The following is a 17,316-nucleotide window of genomic DNA, read 5'->3' as shown; positions in this document are numbered from 1 at the left end:
AGAATAAAGAGATTTAAATGCATTGTTTCAACTGCAAATACAAATCGTCTGAAACGTCCGCATCAGCTAAAAGTTTCTCTACTGTGCAGTATTTGACGAGATGTGCAGCGTCGTCCATACCTACGGTATCTTTAATCAGCCAATGGTTACCGTGCAGTGCTTGACAGCAGCAGCACCCGGCAGGGTGGTGTACACGCCTGTACTTGTACCCGGCGCGCCGACCGCCCATACGCGGAAGTAATACTCATTGCCGATCTTCGCCACAAACTGTGTTTTCAGAACATCTTTGTTGCCGACTGTAAAGCTTGGGGTAAGCGCGTCGCCGTTGACAACCGTCATCTTGAAGCAGTATGCCGCGCCTCTTCTGACCCGGAAGTCCACAGTCGTATCGGAACGGACATACGCCGCTGCCGCCTGCACATTGCCTGCCGCGCCAATGATACCGGAGGAACCGTAGCTGTTATCCTGTACTTTGCTGGTGCTGCCCTTGCCGCTGTTATTCGGCTTCGGTACATCCTTCAGCTCCAGTGCCTTTACGGATGCGGTCAGTTCCGCGTCCGCCGCGTCGACTTCCTTCTGGTCGGCTGTATCACTGTTCAGAACCGCGATGGCGTTCGCCAAAGATTTTTCAAACGCCTTGACGGACTCCGCTGTATATTTGCTGGTATCGATGGCCTGCGCCGAATCAACGTCTTCCTGCAACTTGGTTTTATCCGGGATGAGCCGCAAAGCGGACATTGCACCAAGCAGTTTATCCTTTGCTGCTTTGATTTCCGCAGGCGTATTCTCGGCGGTGATTTCCTTGGCTTCCGCCAAAGCGGTGAGGAACTCTTCCTGACCGATTTCCAAATACTTCTCTTCCAGTTCCGGAACAATCAGCTCCGCGCGTGCAATCGCCTCGAGCAGGTCGCTCAGGTCGTTCCCGTCGTTCTTATAAGAGAGGTTTTCAATTGCGTCATGCAATCCGTTGTATGCATTTTCCACATCGGCTGCAAGCGGTTCGTCCTCTGCAACAACGTCCTTCGCATTGGCCAGCTTCTCAACCAAAATGGCCCAGCTTTCGGAGGTATAATCCTCTTCGGTCAGGTTTTCCGCTGTGGTGATCAATTTTTCCAGCTCTGTGGTATCGCCCGCCGCAAAGCTAAGATAGTGGAATGCGTCGATGAGATCGATCCACGCTTTGTCAATCGCTTCCTGGCTGGCGGTCTTATCGCCCGCAACGGCCTGCGCCGCTTTCAGGGCCGCATCAAACTTCTTCTGTACCGTCTCTACCGCGGCCTCGTACTCCGGTCCTTCCGCAAGCTCTGCCGCCTGCTCCAAAACCGTGTACAGAACCTGCTTATTGACGACGATAAAGGCAAAGCTGATATCCTGATCCAGCATTCCCATCTTGCCGGTATAGTCGTAACCCAGCGTATCGGTGTCTTTATCAAAGGCAACCGCTTCGCCATTGACCTCGATCGCGGAGAATTCTCTGCCCTCTACTCTGGGAGCAAAGTGCAGGGTGTAGCTGTCACCGTCCATGACGGACGCCTGATACTTGCCGATCAGGTTCGCCAGACGGGTATCTTCGCCGTTTACTGTCAACTGCGCCGCCGTGTTGAAGTTCACGTTGAGTCCATGCTCTTCCTTCGGCCCGTTGTTCTGCGTAAAGGTAAACCAGTTAAGGTTCAGGCCGCCGGTCGTCATCAGAACCTTGATCTTATACTTGCCGGCTTCCAGATAAACGCGCGGGCCTTCCTTGGTGACCCACTTCTGCCAGCCGCCGGTTCCGCTTGTGGTAAAGGAAGCGATGGTGTTGCCCTTGATCTGCATGGCAAAGGAGGACTGTACCAGCTCATCCTGACCGCTGGAAACGCGTGCCGCGATATCGTAGTAGCCGGATTCCAGAATTTCAATGTTATAGATAGCGTATTCGCCCTTGTCGCAGTAGCCCAGATTCTGGCCGCCGTCCGTATCGCCGCAGTTCTCACCACGCATCGTGGAGGAAATGCTCGCGTATTCTTCCGCGGCCTTGACCTTTGTTTCTTCGCTGCCAACCTGGATGTACTTGGCTTCCATGCTGGTGTCGAAGCGGAGATAGTCAAACTTCGCAGTGATGTTGCCGCCCGCCTTGGAACCGTCGGAAGCCAGCAGGCCGATCTTCGGATCCGTGTAATTGGCGGTTGCGCGCGCGCCCATATCGTGATAGGTCACCCCGTCCGCGCTGACCGCACCGGTGTAGACGCTGCCGCGCTTGGAGAGCTTCAGGTACATGGTGTTATTCTCATCCGAGAACAGGTCTGCCAGGTCTGCGTTTGCCACCAACTGCGTATGCGTGCCGGAGCTTTCCTGCGAAATAAACATATTCGCGCCGGGCCTCTGGCTGCTGGTAGAATTGTTAAACTCCATGCGGAAGGTAAGATAGTTGTTCTCATCCTGCATGGCGATCATGCCGATCTCCTGGTATTCACGGTAGGGTTTCTTATCAAAGGTAACCTTTGTGTACGCATCCCAGTTGCCTGCGGCGGACTGCGTTACATAATTGCGCAGGTTATCGTTGGTCTGATAGAGATCGCCCACTTCTGTGGTGATGCAGAGCGCGCCGTCTTCCATCTTAAAGGTATCCGGATTCGGGCGGTGCAACGTCCAGAAGCTGTTCAGCTCCGGTCCGTCAAATTCGTCGCTGCGCGGTCCCTGAGACATACGGACCGTGTATTCCATCGCCTGATCCGGGCTTTCGCAACGGATGGTCGCGATTTTCTCCGCCGCGTCATAGGAAACGCTGTAGGAAACGCCGTCCGGTACGTCCGCGGTGATTTCCGGCACGGCTTCCAGATCTTCCACCAATACGGAATAGGCGGTGATCGTGGATTCAAAGTCCAGCAGGGACTCGCCGTTAACCCGGATATCGTCGGCATAGGCATAGATCGGATTGTCGAATACCGGCGGTAAACCGGCTTCGTCGGTAAAGATCACTTTATAGATGCGTTCTTCCATGCCCTCGCTGGCATAGATAACCGCGATGGGGCTTTCCTGTGTTGCCTGGACCACCTTCAACTCCACGCCGTCCGGCGCTTCCACGGTGATTTCCGGGATTTCCACACCTTCGCTCAGCTTGGTATAAATCTCATAGTCGAGCACCAGCGGATTGAAAACAGCGATGCTGCGTCCGCCGATCTTCAGATTGCTAATCATCGGGTCGCCCGGCTCGCTCTTCTCCACGCTGAACCAGCGCTCGCCCGGCTCATAGGTGCTTTCGTAGTCCAGATTATACATCCGCGCAAAGCTAGGGGACTTAATCAGACAGTTCAGCACGTTAATGGCACTGCGCTGCACCTCGCCGACCGTCAGAACGCCGGCGTTGACCGCGTTGACAATGGAGTCAGCTTCATCTGCAACCGGCATTGCAACGTCGTTCTGCGCACGAACCATCGCGGCTTCCTGGCGGAGCAGTCCCTCTTCATTCTGGTTTGCCCACCAATCGGTCATGACCATGTTTTTAAAGCCCCACTCCTTGCGCAGAGCAGTGGTGCACAGGTCATAGTTGGAAGAAGCCCAGATGCCGTTGATCTTGTTGTAGGAGGTCATGATTGTGCCGGGGTTCGCGTCGCGCACCAGAATCTCATAGCCTTTGAGATAGATTTCACGCAATGCGCGCTCCGATACGCGGGAATCGTTGTTATTGCGGTTCTGTTCCTGGTTATTGGCCACAAAGTGTTTTGCCGAAACCACAGCGCCGCTCTTCTGTACGCCGCGGGTGACCGACGCGCCGGTCATACCGCTGAGCAGCGGGTCCTCGGAGAAGTATTCAAAGTTACGTCCGCAGAGCGGGTTGCGGTGGATATTCATGCCCGGTCCCAACGTCACATCGACCTCGTTGAGCAGCAGTTCCTGCCCATACAAGGTATGCAGCTTTTCCACCAGGTCGGTGTTCCAGGTGCAGGCCAGCAGCGTACCAATGGGCATTGCTGTCGCAAGCTCTCCATCGTCCATGCGGATGCCGGACGGGCCGTCCGCACAGCAGCCGATCGGGATACCGAAGCTCTTCAGGCTCGCGGTAAGCCCGCCAAACGCGGAAGCCGTTCCCGGGGTAACCTTCGGGCTGTTCATCCCTTCGCCGCGGCACAGGTACGCGATGTCCGCCAGCGGAAGCTGTGCCACAAACTGCTCCATCGTGACTGTGTTGTTGTACACATCCAAAAGCTTGTAACCCTTATCGCCCGTCATCTCGATTGCCTCGGGCAGGCGCTCCTGAATGCGCTCTTTCACATCCACCGTGCGGGTGGGAACGGTCTCTGTGCCCTTGACAATCTCGCCGTTCTCGCCTTCGGAGGCGGTCAAACGCTCAAACGCCTTGTCCGGCTCCACCGCCATGATTTCTTCCAGCTGCTCGGTCACGCGGAGTTCCGGCTCCTCGTAGGTATAAACCGTTTCGCAGTCGCGCACGGAGGTGCCCACATAAACGGGATAATTGCCCGCTTCCATCACATAGGCGGATTTATGGCCGGTCTTTCCCGCATCGTCGTAGGAAGCCATGCTGTCGATATCGTAGGAAATTTTCATCTCCTGGGATTCGCCGGGCTGCAGCAGGCCGGTCTTTGCATAGCCGGCCAACGATTTGACGGCCTTGCCGAGCTTGCCCTGCGGCGCGCCGTAATAGACCTCCACGACCTGTTTGCCCTTGTAGTCTCCGGTATTCGTTACGTCCACCGTGACTTCGATTTTGCCGTCCTTCTCCTCCACGGACTTCGTATCCACTGTGAACTCCGTATAGGTCAGGCCAAAGCCGAAGGGGTACAGCACTTTGTCCTGCGCAAAAGTCTCAAAGTAGCGGTAACCCACATAAATGTCTTCCGTATAGTTGTTGTACGCATTGTTGCCAAAGCTGTTGGCGGACGGGTAATCCGCATACGATTTTGCAACGGTATCGCTCAGCTTACCGGAAGCCGGTACGTCGCCGCTGACGACATCCGCGACCGCCTTGCCGCCCTCCATACCGCCATGCCACACATACATGACGGATTCGACGCCAAGCTCATCTACCCAGCTCATGTCGATCACATTGCCGACATTCAGCAGCACCGCCACATGATCAAACTGGTCCGCGACCTTTTTAATCATGTCTTTTTCAATATCGGTCAAAAGGAAGCTGCCCTTGGTGTTGCTGGCATCCTTGCTTTCGCCCGCGTTGCGGCCCAGGACAACAATTGCCTTATCGGACTTGGAGGCGGCGTCCGCAACCAGCTCTTCGGTCACAGGCATTTCCGCCTGGCTCCAGGGCTCGGTCCAGTCTCCGACGCCGACCGGCGGATTTTTTGCGATCCAATCTTCATAAATCGCCGCCAGTTCCTCATTGACATGGATCTTCGGGTTCTTGCGGAAGCCTTCCAAAATGTTCGTCACATGGTCCACGTTTACCTTACCGCCGGAACCGGTGCCGCTCTTCACGTAGTTGATCTGTGTACGGCCGAAAACAGAAACTTTTTCGTCCGCCTGTACAGGCAGCGTCTGCCCTTCATTCTTGAGCAGGACGGCGCCTTCCGCCGCTGTCTGGCGGGAAAGGTCGGCAAAACCAACCTGTACTTTTGCCGATACCGATGCGAACGGCAAAGCGGAAACCAAACAGCAGGCGCTGCACAAAATGGCAACAGACCGCTTCCAGAACTTGTTTCCTGACAATTTCTTTTTCATTTTTTCGCTCCTCTCCAAAATCCAATTTAAACGATCCGAAGCTTAAATACGGGCCTCCTTTCTTCTCAATCCGCCTAATTAAATTAGCCAGATTCCTAGTTTTTCCAATTATATGCTAACTATATTAAATCATTCCTTCCAACAGTTGTCAATATCTTTATCTATATTGCACAGAGTTTTTTTATTGTATCGAGAAAACGTCCAAATTTTTCACTTCCAAACGCCACAATCATTCTTTTCTGTCAGATTATTAGGATAACGCAGCTGTTTTTGATCCCCTTTGATTTGCACAAAGTAAAAGGGCACGTTGCAAAACCGTATTTATTCTGATTGTGGCGTAGAGCAGAATGCGTTTTTCCGCTTTTCTGAAAAGCGGCGGGATCAAAGGGCAGAGCCCTTTGCCGCTCCTCGCAAGGAGCGGGACGTACAACGTCTTTCGCGGACCTCCGGTCGGGACGCGCCTACGGCGAGGACCGTTTTCACCTTGTGGCAATTCTTTACATATGTCTTTCTACGTCTCTAAAAAGCGGCGATAGTCATTTTAGAGTGTCGAGCGAGGCTTTAGCCTCAAGCGAGCGTCCTGACTGGAGGTCTTTTTCCTGAGAAGAGCGAGTGGGAACGAGTGATATAGTCCTTCACGGACCTTTTGTGCTGTCGGGCAAACTTTCGAGGCCGTTGCAGAATACAAACTGCAACGGCCCCTTTTTTTCGACCGGCTAAAGGCCCCTTTTATCCTTCCAGCCAGTTCTTCCATTTTTTAAGATTTTCTTTGTCGCTCAGCAAGTGATAGCGCAGCATGGGCTCGTCAAACTCCACGCCGCAGACCTGTGCCCACAGAGCGTATTCCTTGAGAAGCGACCAGATCGCCGGAGAATACGCCTTTATCTGCGTCTCCGTCTCCGCATCGGCAAAAACGGCATCCTGGAACTCCGGCCTGTTTTGGATCCGCCGCACCGTTTCCAAATCCAGTACGTCGCAGGGATACTGCCCCAGCTGCTGCGTCATCCAACTGGCAAGCATCTGCTCCACCGTGTTCAAATCTTGCAGAACCTGTTCTTCCGTCCTATCCGGCGCTTTGAGTTTCCAAAGCGGCAGAAGCGCGTCCGACTGAAAATAGTTGTTGTAAACGCCGCCCGCCTGATTTCCGAGCACCCGCACCAGAAATGGTTCCATTTCAAATACTTCCCCGCGGTCCCGTTGGGCCGTCAGCTCCCGCAAAATGGCGTCCTCCTGCCCGGCAAGTGATTCCACCAACCAGACAACCAGGGGCGCCTGGATATAATGCAGGAATTCCTTTCGCCCTTCGGACTCGGAAATACGCGCTTCATCCATCGGTGCAAACGAGAACAGTGCCGGGTCCTTTACCTTTATATACAGGTACTGATTGAACAGCGGGGCAAACTGCGTTTCCGGCTGGATGCCCGCCACCGTACGCACAGATTCCGGCAGCGCCGCCACGGATTGATTCTCATAATAGGTCGCCAGCCCCTCGTAAAACCAGAGCTGGGGCGCGGCATGGAACCGCTGCGTGGGAAACGCGGTGTCAAAATACGCGTGAAACATCCGGTGGCTCAACAGCTCCCAATCCCGTTTGCTGGTTTCATCAAAAGTGGCACAGACGGAACCGGCCCCCGCGCCGCCGATGACCGCCCCTTCCCCGGCCGGCAGGAGAATCGCCTGATACGGCCTGTCCTGTTTGGAAAACTTCCCCTGATAATAGCCGTCAAGCGCGGCAATTCCCTCCAGCGTTTGTCCGGATAGCTCATTTTCCTCCCCGGATACCCGATAAACGCGCACTCCCGTGTCCTGTCCCGGCAGCGCGCACGATACAAACCGCCCCATGGCAAAACAATTGTTGTTGATATTGTAAGCGTCCATCCAGGTCAGGTCCGTCAGCTCTTCAAATGGAAGGACCGCCGTCCATCCTTCCCGCGGGTCCATTTGAACCCGGAGGCGGCTCACGACGGCCTCCTGCTCCGGGAACCCGTCCGCATAGAACTCCATCGGCAGCAGCAGCGCCTGCCCGCCATCAAACACGCAATAGTCTTCTGTTACCGCGCCGCGCCGTCCATGCTTGCCCTCCGCGCCAACCGTCACATCGTACACCAATTGGATTTCCTTCCCGCGGCCCAATACGCATTCCAGCGTATCCTCGGCCTCGCGTATTTCCCCGCCGCCCACCGTTCGCAGCGTAATCTCCTTACCGCCGGTATACAGCACTACCTGCCTGTCCCTGGAGAGCAGAGAACTGCGCAGCTTTAAGGAGACCTCCAGCGTGTGAGGCCTGTCCTGTGGTGCGGATACGGTAAATTCCATCCCATATCCCCGGTCAACCGCCAGAAATGCCACCACACTGCCCAGCAAAATCACCAAAACGCATACTATCGCGCAAAGCGCACCAATTTTCCATTTTTTCATCCATTTTCGCTCCATTTATCAAGGTGCTTTTATCATACTTCGTACCGCAACCTCTTGTCAACTAAATTTACGAAATGGATACTATCATTAATTTTTTTCTACATATCATTCGCAAATTGTCTTTTCTTCCAAAGGAACCCCCCTGCAATCAAAAAAACCTCCCCTACTTTTTTACCTGCCTTTCCTTGTATAATATTGGCAAGGGCCAGGTTCCGGCGGCGGATTCCGGCGGAACCATTTTTATGGAACATGCACAGGTCCATTTTCTGGAGGTGGATATTTTGAAAAGACAATATTGGATCGGCGGCTTCCTGGCGTTGCTGATCGTAGCCGTGGTTTCCTTTGGCATGTGGTGCAGCCAGGTCAGCGCGTCTCAGCATGTGGACCCGGCAATCTCGCAGTTTGCGGTGGACTATACTGTGGAGCCGGTCGATATTGCAGGGAAGCTGGCGTCTGTCACCATTCAGCTGACACCGGAAAAGCTCTCTGCCGACCGCACTCTTTATCTGGACGCGAGTGCAGTGGACGGCTCCAAACCGAAATGCACCGGTGGTGACGGCGCGGAACTCACGTTGAAAGATCTGGGCAGCGTCTGGGAGATCGGCCCATTGCCCGAAGACTGTAAAACCGTTCTCTTTACCTACGACGTCAAGCTGGGAGAAGGCAACGGAGAAGACTTCCAGGTGGAAGGCAATTTGTATGAGGACCTGATGGTCTTTCAGGGCAAAAAGGTCCTGATGATTCCGTGGTTCGACAGTGACAACGCCCCCTATATGGACCGCTATATCAGCCGTGTATCGTTCCGGCTGCAAAACAATCCCGGCTGGAACGCCATCATGCCATTTGCGGAAACCAACGGAACGGATGCGTCCTTCCAGTTGAACAAGCCCACCTGGTACGACTTCTATGATATCAGCAATTCCAGCTTCTGCTTCGGAAGCTTTGAACCTTTAAACCTGTCCGCCGCCGGTGGGACCGGAACCCTGTATCTGGACAAGTCCATCGACAACAGTGCGGACGTCAACGACCTGAGCACAGTTGTCTCCTTCTGCAACTACTATGCGGGCGTCTTTGGGGAAGGTCTCAACGACATGCCCCTGGTACTGCTGCGCAGCGCCGAGGATGGCGAAAGCGTGATTTTGGGCGGCGTAGGCGGAAAAAGCGCTGCGATTTCCCTTTCCATGCTCACCCCCGGCGAGTGCCAGACCATGTCGCGCACGATTTATCACGCCTTTTTTGACAGCAAAGTCTATGCGCGCAACCTGCACTTCACGCCAAACCAATGGCTGTATAAAGGACTGGAAAGCTACTACCTGGACGACTCCGCAAACGCGCTGCCGCTGGAGCTCAAGGAACGCTACGGCATTGAAGTACAGGACGACATGAACCGGAAATACATGAAGTACCTGTTCTTCTCTCTGAAAGACCCCATTCTGGCGTCCCTCTCCTCCGACATGGAGGACAGCATGGTCAGCGCGCAGCAGGATTTTTACTACAATGTTAAGGTTCCGCTGATCCTACACACGATTGAAAAATACGCGGGACAAAACGAGCCGAACGCATTGCTCCGCTACTTACAGGAACAAACGTCCCGACAGGATATCAACGTTTCCAAGCTGATGAAGGACCTGCTCGGCAAGGATGAGATGGCCGTGCGCGCCTATTTCTCCGGCAGCTCCTATATTCCCAACTACTGGGATTTTTCCGCGCAGGAGATGGATCAGGAAAGCACCGTAGACTTGCTCTCCTCTTACGAGGACCTGCTCTCTGAACTCTATCAGGAACAGTATGTCGATTATCCCTATGATCCTGTATTTTTAATTAACACAGACGCTTTAAACAAAGAGATTGCGGACCGAAAGCTGTCCTTCTCCAGCCCGGAGATGGAGGCCATTGTAAAAGACTATTCCGAGACGGTCTATCTGCTCCTGATGCAAAACGCTCTGCGCGCCGATCTGTGCGGCATTGAGGATCCCGGCGCCGCCGGCGTAAAGGCGGAACTGAACTCCCTGGAAAACGGGCAAACGTGGGCCGACTATGTGAGCAAAGTCGGATACGCAAAATAACGGCTGATGAAACGCCCGTCAGGGACGTTATCAGAATATAACACAATGAGCAAACGGACGTTGAAAGGCGGTCCACACCACAGGCCGCTTTTCGATTTCGTTCCGGACAAGTGAACCGGCAAAGGAGGGATAGTCCATTCAATCCAACCGCAGTTTCCAGATAAAAAATTCGCGGGGCGCGCATGCGTACCGCCAAAAGAAGGAGAGAAGTATGAAAAGGAAAAATCTTAGAAAAACCGTTTCCCTGATGCTGGCCGCCATGCTGGCGGTTTCCGCCGCGGCGCCGACCACCATGTTGGCGGGCCCCAATGAAGACGCACCTTCCAACGCACAGATCGACAGCAGCTGGACCATGTATCTGGTCCCAAATGCCCACATCGACACCGCCTGGCAGTGGCCGTATGAGGACACCGCGCGCGACGTGATCAGCGACACGTTCAAGCGCGCCATTGACAATCTCAAAAGCAACGAAAACTATAAATTCAGCATGTCCGCCTCCAAACACTATGAGTGGACCAAAGAGTATTATCCGGAAATGTACGAGGACGTCAAGGAACTCATCGCCAAAGGCCAATGGGACAACCCGGGCGGCCAGGTCGTGGAGCCGGACCTCAACCTACCCAGCGGCGAGGCGCTTGTCCGCCAGAGCCTGGAAGGCCAGCATTTCTTCCTGAACGAATTTAACCAGATGAGTACCGTCGGCTATGTGCCGGACACTTTCGGCTTTAACGGCCAGTTCCCGCAAATTCTGAAAAAGTCCGGCATGGACAATTTTGTCACCACAAAGCTCAACTGGCAACAGCAGAATGTACAGCGCGATTCCGATATTTTCAAGTGGCAGTCCATCGACGGCTCGGAAGTGCTCTCTTACGCACCGATGCGGGACTATGTGAGCACCTACAATGCGGACGCCATGATGAAAGCCATGAAGCGCAACAACCAGACCGGCAAGGAAACCGGCGTCAAAAAAGCGCTGGGCATGTTCGGGAACGGCGACCACGGCGGCGGCCCCAACAGTGGCGACTACGCGGCGGTTGTCAACACCAACGGCACAGACGCGATCAACGGCGCCAGCGCGGAGCTGGCCACCATCACCGAATACTTCGACAGCGTCCGCGAGACCGAAGACCTGAGCAAGGTTCGCACGGTTGAAGGCGAAATGTATTTTGAGAACCACCGCGGCACCTATACTTCCTGGGCGCGCGTAAAGGAATACAACCGCAAAAACGAAATCCTGGCGGAAAAGGCGGAGAAGGCCGGCACGCTGGGCAACTGGCTGGGCGTCCTGCCGGGCGCGGGCAACGACGAAGTCAGCAAGGCTTGGGATAAAATTCTGATCAATCAGTTCCACGACGTGCTCCCCGGCTCCTCCATCCCGTACCAGTATCAGGTCACCTATAACAACCAGGAGCTGGCAAAGAACCTGCTGAACAATGTGCAGGACAACGGCTTGCAGGCCATCGCCTATAAGGCGGATACCAATGTGGACGGCACGCCGGTTCTGGTGTTCAACTCCCTTTCCTGGGCACGTGACGACATGGTGGAAACCATCGTCAGCTTTGACGGCGCTGTTCCGGAGAGCCTGGTCGTCTACGACGGCGACACTGAGCTTCCCTCCACCGTTGTCGCAAGAGATACAGAAAAGAACACCGCGACGATCCGCTTCCAGGCGAAGGACCTGCCGCCCGTCGGTTTCAAGGTCTTCAATGTCAAGGCCGGAGAGAGCGCCGTGGAAACCAATCTCAGCGCAAAGGAAGAAGACGGACTCTTCGTATTGGAAAATGCTGCACTGAAGGTGGAGATCGACAAGAGCACCGGTAACATTGCACAGATTTACAATAAGAACGACAACAACCGTCCCGTGTTTGCAGACGGCTACCAGGGCAATGAAATTCATATTCTGAAAGACACCGGCGGCAGTGCGTATCCCGCCTGGGATCTGGTCATGGAAGAAATGAACGCCGACCCGGTCGCCATCCTGAACGACGCGCCGGAATCCATTGAAATCGTTGAAAATTCCGCCGACAAAGTGGTCGTGCGCGTCGCCAGAGACTGGTCCGATTCCACCATGTATCAGGACATCTCCCTGTATCCGGATACCGACCGTGTGGACGTTAAAATGCATGTCAGCTGGAACGAGAACCAGCGCATGATGAAGATTGCCTTCCCACTTGCCGCGGAATCAGACCACGCCACCTATGAAATCGCGTATGGCGCATTGGAGCGCCCAACCACCCGCGACAACAGCATTGATAACGCCAAGTTCGAGGTTTCCGGCCACAAATGGGCGGACGTCACGGACGACAGCGGCTCTTACGGTACAAGCATTCTGAATGATTCCAAGTACGGTTGGGATGCCATTCAGCTCAAAGACGAAGAGGGCAACGTCGAGGCAACCCGCATGCGCATGACCGCGCTGCGCTCCCCGATGGGCGCAGGTGTCCGCTGCTCCGGCTGGGACCCGGCGGCCTATTATATTGACAAAACGGAACATGATTTCTCCTATTCCATCTATCCGCACAGCGGCACCTGGCAGGACGCCAATTCCGACCAGAAGGGTTCTGAGTTCAACTACAGGACGGAGGCCGTCCAATCTGAGAAACACGAAGGCGAGCTGGGTGCGAACCACTCCTTTGCCGCTTCCTCCGCAGACAACGTCCATCTGACGGTCATCAAGACCCCGATGGAAAACCCGGACGCGAAGGATCAGCTGATCGTCCGCGTCTATGAGTCCCAGGGCAAGGATAATACCGACGTTACCCTGACCCTGCCCAGCAATGTCAAGTCCGCCAAGGAAGTCAACATGATCGAGTTTGAGGACGAGGACCTGAACAAGGATATCGCTGTCAACGGCAACCAGATCAGCTTCCAGATGGACAAATATGAGATCACCACGATTGCGCTGGAAATCGAGCCGTATGCGGACGAATCCGTCGCATTGAAATCTGAGGCGGTCGACCTGTACGACTACTACAATGTCGACGCGGTCAGCTTCAACGAGGACCGCAAGGACGGCAGCTACGACGGCAAGGGTAATACCATTCCGGCGGAGCTTTGGGACGATTCCGTTACTTTCCAGGGTGTAGACTTCCAGCTCGGGCCGAAGGAAGACGGTTATAAGAACGTCGTGGAGGCCAGAGGCCAGAAGATCGACCTGCCGAAGTCCAACTATAAATATGTCTACCTGCTGGGCGCGGCCGCCGGTTCCGGCGACAAATCCGACACTTTCACCGTCAACATGGCAGACGGGACCTCCGTTACCAAAGAGATTTCCTTTGCCGACTGGGACTCCGAGCTCTCCGGCTGGGACCGCTTCTCCAACAGCGACCTGCGCCCGTATGTCTACGATCAGGTCGGCCACTTCTTCACCCATTTCCACAACGGCAGCAAGGACCGCATGACCTGTGACAACTACCAGTTCGTCTATGCCATTCCGGTCGACCCGGACGTTGCGCTCGATTCCATCGAGCTTCCGGATGCGCGCGGCATCAAGATCACCGCGATTTCCCTTGCCGACAGCGACTTCCTGCGTGTCGCGAGAGAAGCGGTTAAGAAAGAAACCATCACGCTGCCCGCCGTTGAAAACGTCGCCGCCGCCATGGAAACCGGCGAAGGCGCGCTGGGCGACAAGGCTGTTGTTTCCTGGGACAAAGCGGACAACATCGCCACATACCGCGTTTACAGAGGCACATCTTCCGACTTTACTCTGGAGGAAGGCACCCTGGCCGGTACCGTGAGCGGCAAAAACGGCACCTTTACCGATACTCTTCCCTATAACGGTGAGTTTGTTTACAAGGTGATCGGCGTCGATCTGAACGGCAACCAGACGGAACTTTCCGATGTCTCCAATGTTGTCAAGGGTGGATTGGACAACGCGTTCCTGAATCTTTCCAAGGATAAAATCAGCGCGCCCGGTGGCTACAACAACGAAGAGCCGTACCGCGCATTTGACGGCGACGAGGGAACCAAGTGGTGCTTCCGCCAGGACGGCACATACCTTCAGGCGGATCTCGGCGAAAACAACGGCTGGACCATCGACAAATTCCGCCTGGTCAACGCGGGCCGTGAAAGAGAAAGCTATATCACGCGCGACTTCCGCATTCAGACCAGCGACGACGGCGAAAACTGGACGGAACAGGTCAACGTCAAGAATAACAAGGACGATATTGTAGAACTTGTTATGGAAGAGCCGGTGCAGGCCAGATATTTCAAACTGATTCCGGATTATGCGGGCCAAACCGAAAGCGATAAAAACTGCCCGCGCATCTATGAGTTCCAGGCATGGGGCAAGTCCAATAAGGAAGTGCTTCCTTCCGCGGAGAACGCCACCATCGCGGCTTACAAAGATAAGGAAGATGATTCCAAGGTCGTCTTTGAAGGCGGATACACCTATATTAACGCGGGCGTGACCGGCGTGGAAGGCGAGTCCACCTTCCAGTGGTATCACAGTAACGACGGGGAAACCTTTGCTCCCATCGACGGTGCGACGGAATCCACCTTGACCATGGACAAAGAAGACGCGCTGAAACTGAACGCCCTCAAGTTTGAAGTGACCCCGGTTACCGTGGACGGCGTGGAAGGCGAGCCGATCAACACCACCTATATTGTCAGCGGTGACGGCGTCAACGTCTTCCAGGGCAAAACAACCGTCGCGGACAAGCAGTTTAATGCAGGTGAAGCCGGAAGTATGATTACGGACGGTGATCTGTTTACCAAATGGTGCGCGGACGGCGTCTCCGAGGAAGACCCGCGCGTTGCAGTCATCGACCTCAACGGTATTTACGACCTGAGTAAGATCACCCTGCGCCATGCAACCGCAGCGGTCGACGAAAAGCTGCCCGGCGCGGACGAAAGAGACCGCTTCAAGGAATACAACACCCGCAAGTACAACCTCTATGTCAGCAATGACCAGAAGAACTGGACCCTCATCACCGCCGGTGAAAATGACGACGGACTGGGTGTAACGGAGCACACCTACGACACGGGCAGCGTTGTGGGCCGATACATCAAAGTAGAAGTCACGCAGGGCGTTGCAAAGAATAAGGACGGCAGCCCGTACGACGGCAACAGCTGCGTACGCCTGTACGAGGTGCTCGGCTACGGCACCTTGACCGACTTTGCCGACAAGGACAGCGGCGGCTCCAACGTGCCAGATACCGACATTACCGACGTCATTCCGGAAGACGTCAAGGTCGTCAACACCAACGGCGACAGAACGCCGGTCGCGGGCGACAAGCTGCAGGCGTCCTTCACCGTGGAAGACGAATACAGACCGTATGCGCGCTACCGCTGGCTGATTTCCGATGCCAAGGACGGCGTCTTCACCCCGGTTTCCGGCTCCTATTCGGAGTTCCTGACGGTCACAAAGGATATGGCCGGCAAGTTTGTCCGCACCACAGTCCGCATCGACCAGGGCCCGGTCATCTACAGTAACCCGATCGAAATTTCCACAGAAATCGACGTCCCCACCGAGCAGAACCTGGTCATGACCTTCCCGTCCAACAAGGCGCGGGTTGCAATCACTGGCGGCGACGCGACAATTGCCAACCTGATCGGCAAATATGAAGCGGAGATCCTGTCCGGAGAAGACTACGAGTTTGTCTTCACGCCGCGCGTGGAAGGCAGAGAGTTTGCCGCTATCTCCGTCAACGGGACCGACGTGGTCTTTGACGAAGATACGGATACCACCAGCTACACATATACCAACGCTATGGGCCGCGAAGACACAGAGTTGTCCTTCCTGTTCACGGTTGTCAACAAGATGACCCTGCGCGATATCATCGCGACAGCGGACGAACTGAAGGAAGGCGACGAATACGCAAAGGCGATTCCATCCGTCCAGAAGGCATTTGACAGTGCGCTGAAGAATGCGAAGGATGTGGAAGCCGATAAGACCGCCGCACAGGATTCCATCAACAACGCATGGAGCAAGCTGCTCAAGTCCATTCACTTCCTGAGCTTTGAAAAGGGCGACGTCACGCACTTGCAGACCCTGCTGGCCAACGCCGACACCCTGAGCGAGGAAGACTTTACAACTGAAACCTGGGCCGCCTTTGTAGAAGCGTTCGAAGCCGCTCAGACCGTCGCGGACGATCCCGACGCACTGGTTGCGGACGTTGAAAAGGCCTATGACGACCTGTACGACGCAATGATGGATCTGGAAGCAATCGCCGACAAGGCAAGCCTGAACCGTACGATTGAAAAGGCTGACGTTGTCTACGAGAACCTTGACCAGTATCTGGATACCGGCAAAGAAGATTTCACGTCTGCCCTGGAAGAGGCAAAGAAGGTTTACGACGCCAAGAACTCCACACAGGCCAAGGTGGATGAAGCGGAAACCGCGCTTGTCAACGCGATGATGGCGCTGCGCAAGATTCCGAATAAGGATTACCTGGGCGAGCTGCTCGATAGGGTCGATAATATAGACCTCAGCGGCTATACCAACATCAGCGTGTCCGCGCTCCGCGCCGCCTATAATCTGGGCATGAACGCGATGAAGAGCAACACCGCGACACAGGAAGAGGTCGACTCCATCAGTGAACTGATCGAAACGCGAATCAACGGTCTGAAAAAGGATACGCCGAAGCACAATTCCAGCGGCGGAAGCAGTTCCTCCAAGCCGTCGATCAACACCGATGGTGAAGGCACCGCGGTCGCAACGCCGGTCGTCGCCGCCGCGCAGAACATCGTCTCCGGCGCAAGCGTCCGTTCCGACATGACCCTGCCGTTCACCCTCAAGAGAGGCGCCGCGTACTGCTTCAAGATGACTGTAAACGGCACAAACGAAGCCCCGAGCTTCACCGTGGGCAACGGCGATGTTTTGAAGACGCAGTACGTCGCCAAAATCGGCAACGATTATTACTACCGCGTATGGGCAGTCGGCGCGCCGGGCCAAAGCACGGGCGTGTATACCACCCTACCGGGGCAGCAAGCCGTTAAGCACTGCACGGTAACCATTGGATAACTCCTGTAAACCTCTTAATAGAATGTAAGCAGACAAACAGACCGCCCTCGGGTTGGCATTGCCAATCCGGGGGCGGTTCTTTGCTTTTACTGTCATCTCTGATCGTATAAAAATTTCTATGAAAAAGGATACCATCCGGTACCGGTTTTGTTCTCCTGTTCTATTACAATTATATATAGAAACCATTTTGGAATC

Annotated in this window: 4 protein-coding genes; 2 read left to right on the top strand and 2 right to left on the bottom strand. The window is 54.8% G+C overall.

Annotated elements, in window-relative coordinates:
* Positions 1-135 precede the first annotated feature (135 nt).
* Positions 136-5,673, bottom strand: coding sequence for a glycoside hydrolase family 3 C-terminal domain-containing protein (locus BN2106_RS03420; RefSeq protein ID WP_050697175.1), 5,538 nt, complete (start codon positions 5,671-5,673; stop codon positions 136-138).
* A gap of 729 nt (positions 5,674-6,402) precedes the next feature.
* Positions 6,403-8,091 carry a hypothetical protein gene (locus BN2106_RS03415; RefSeq protein ID WP_050697174.1) on the bottom strand — a complete coding sequence of 563 codons (1,689 nt, stop codon included), beginning with the start codon at positions 8,089-8,091 and terminating at the stop codon, positions 6,403-6,405.
* A gap of 281 nt (positions 8,092-8,372) precedes the next feature.
* Between BN2106_RS03415 and BN2106_RS03410 the strand changes: the two genes are divergently transcribed.
* Both BN2106_RS03410 and BN2106_RS03405 read left to right on the top strand, forming a co-directional pair.
* Positions 8,373-10,157: a YciI family protein gene (locus tag BN2106_RS03410; protein WP_207641691.1), complete on the top strand. Its 1,785-nt coding sequence runs from the start codon at positions 8,373-8,375 to the stop codon at positions 10,155-10,157.
* A gap of 211 nt (positions 10,158-10,368) precedes the next feature.
* On the top strand, positions 10,369-17,121 hold the full coding sequence (locus BN2106_RS03405; protein ID WP_050697172.1) for a glycoside hydrolase family 38 N-terminal domain-containing protein: 6,753 nt from the start codon (positions 10,369-10,371) through the stop codon (positions 17,119-17,121).
* Positions 17,122-17,316: the final 195 nt, after the last annotated feature.

This window comes from Anaeromassilibacillus senegalensis, assembly GCF_001261775.1.
In the GTDB taxonomy this organism is placed as follows: Bacteria; Bacillota; Clostridia; order Oscillospirales; family Acutalibacteraceae; genus Anaeromassilibacillus; species Anaeromassilibacillus senegalensis.
Note: the sequence above shows the minus strand (reverse complement) of the source record. Positions and strands in the feature narration are given on the sequence as shown.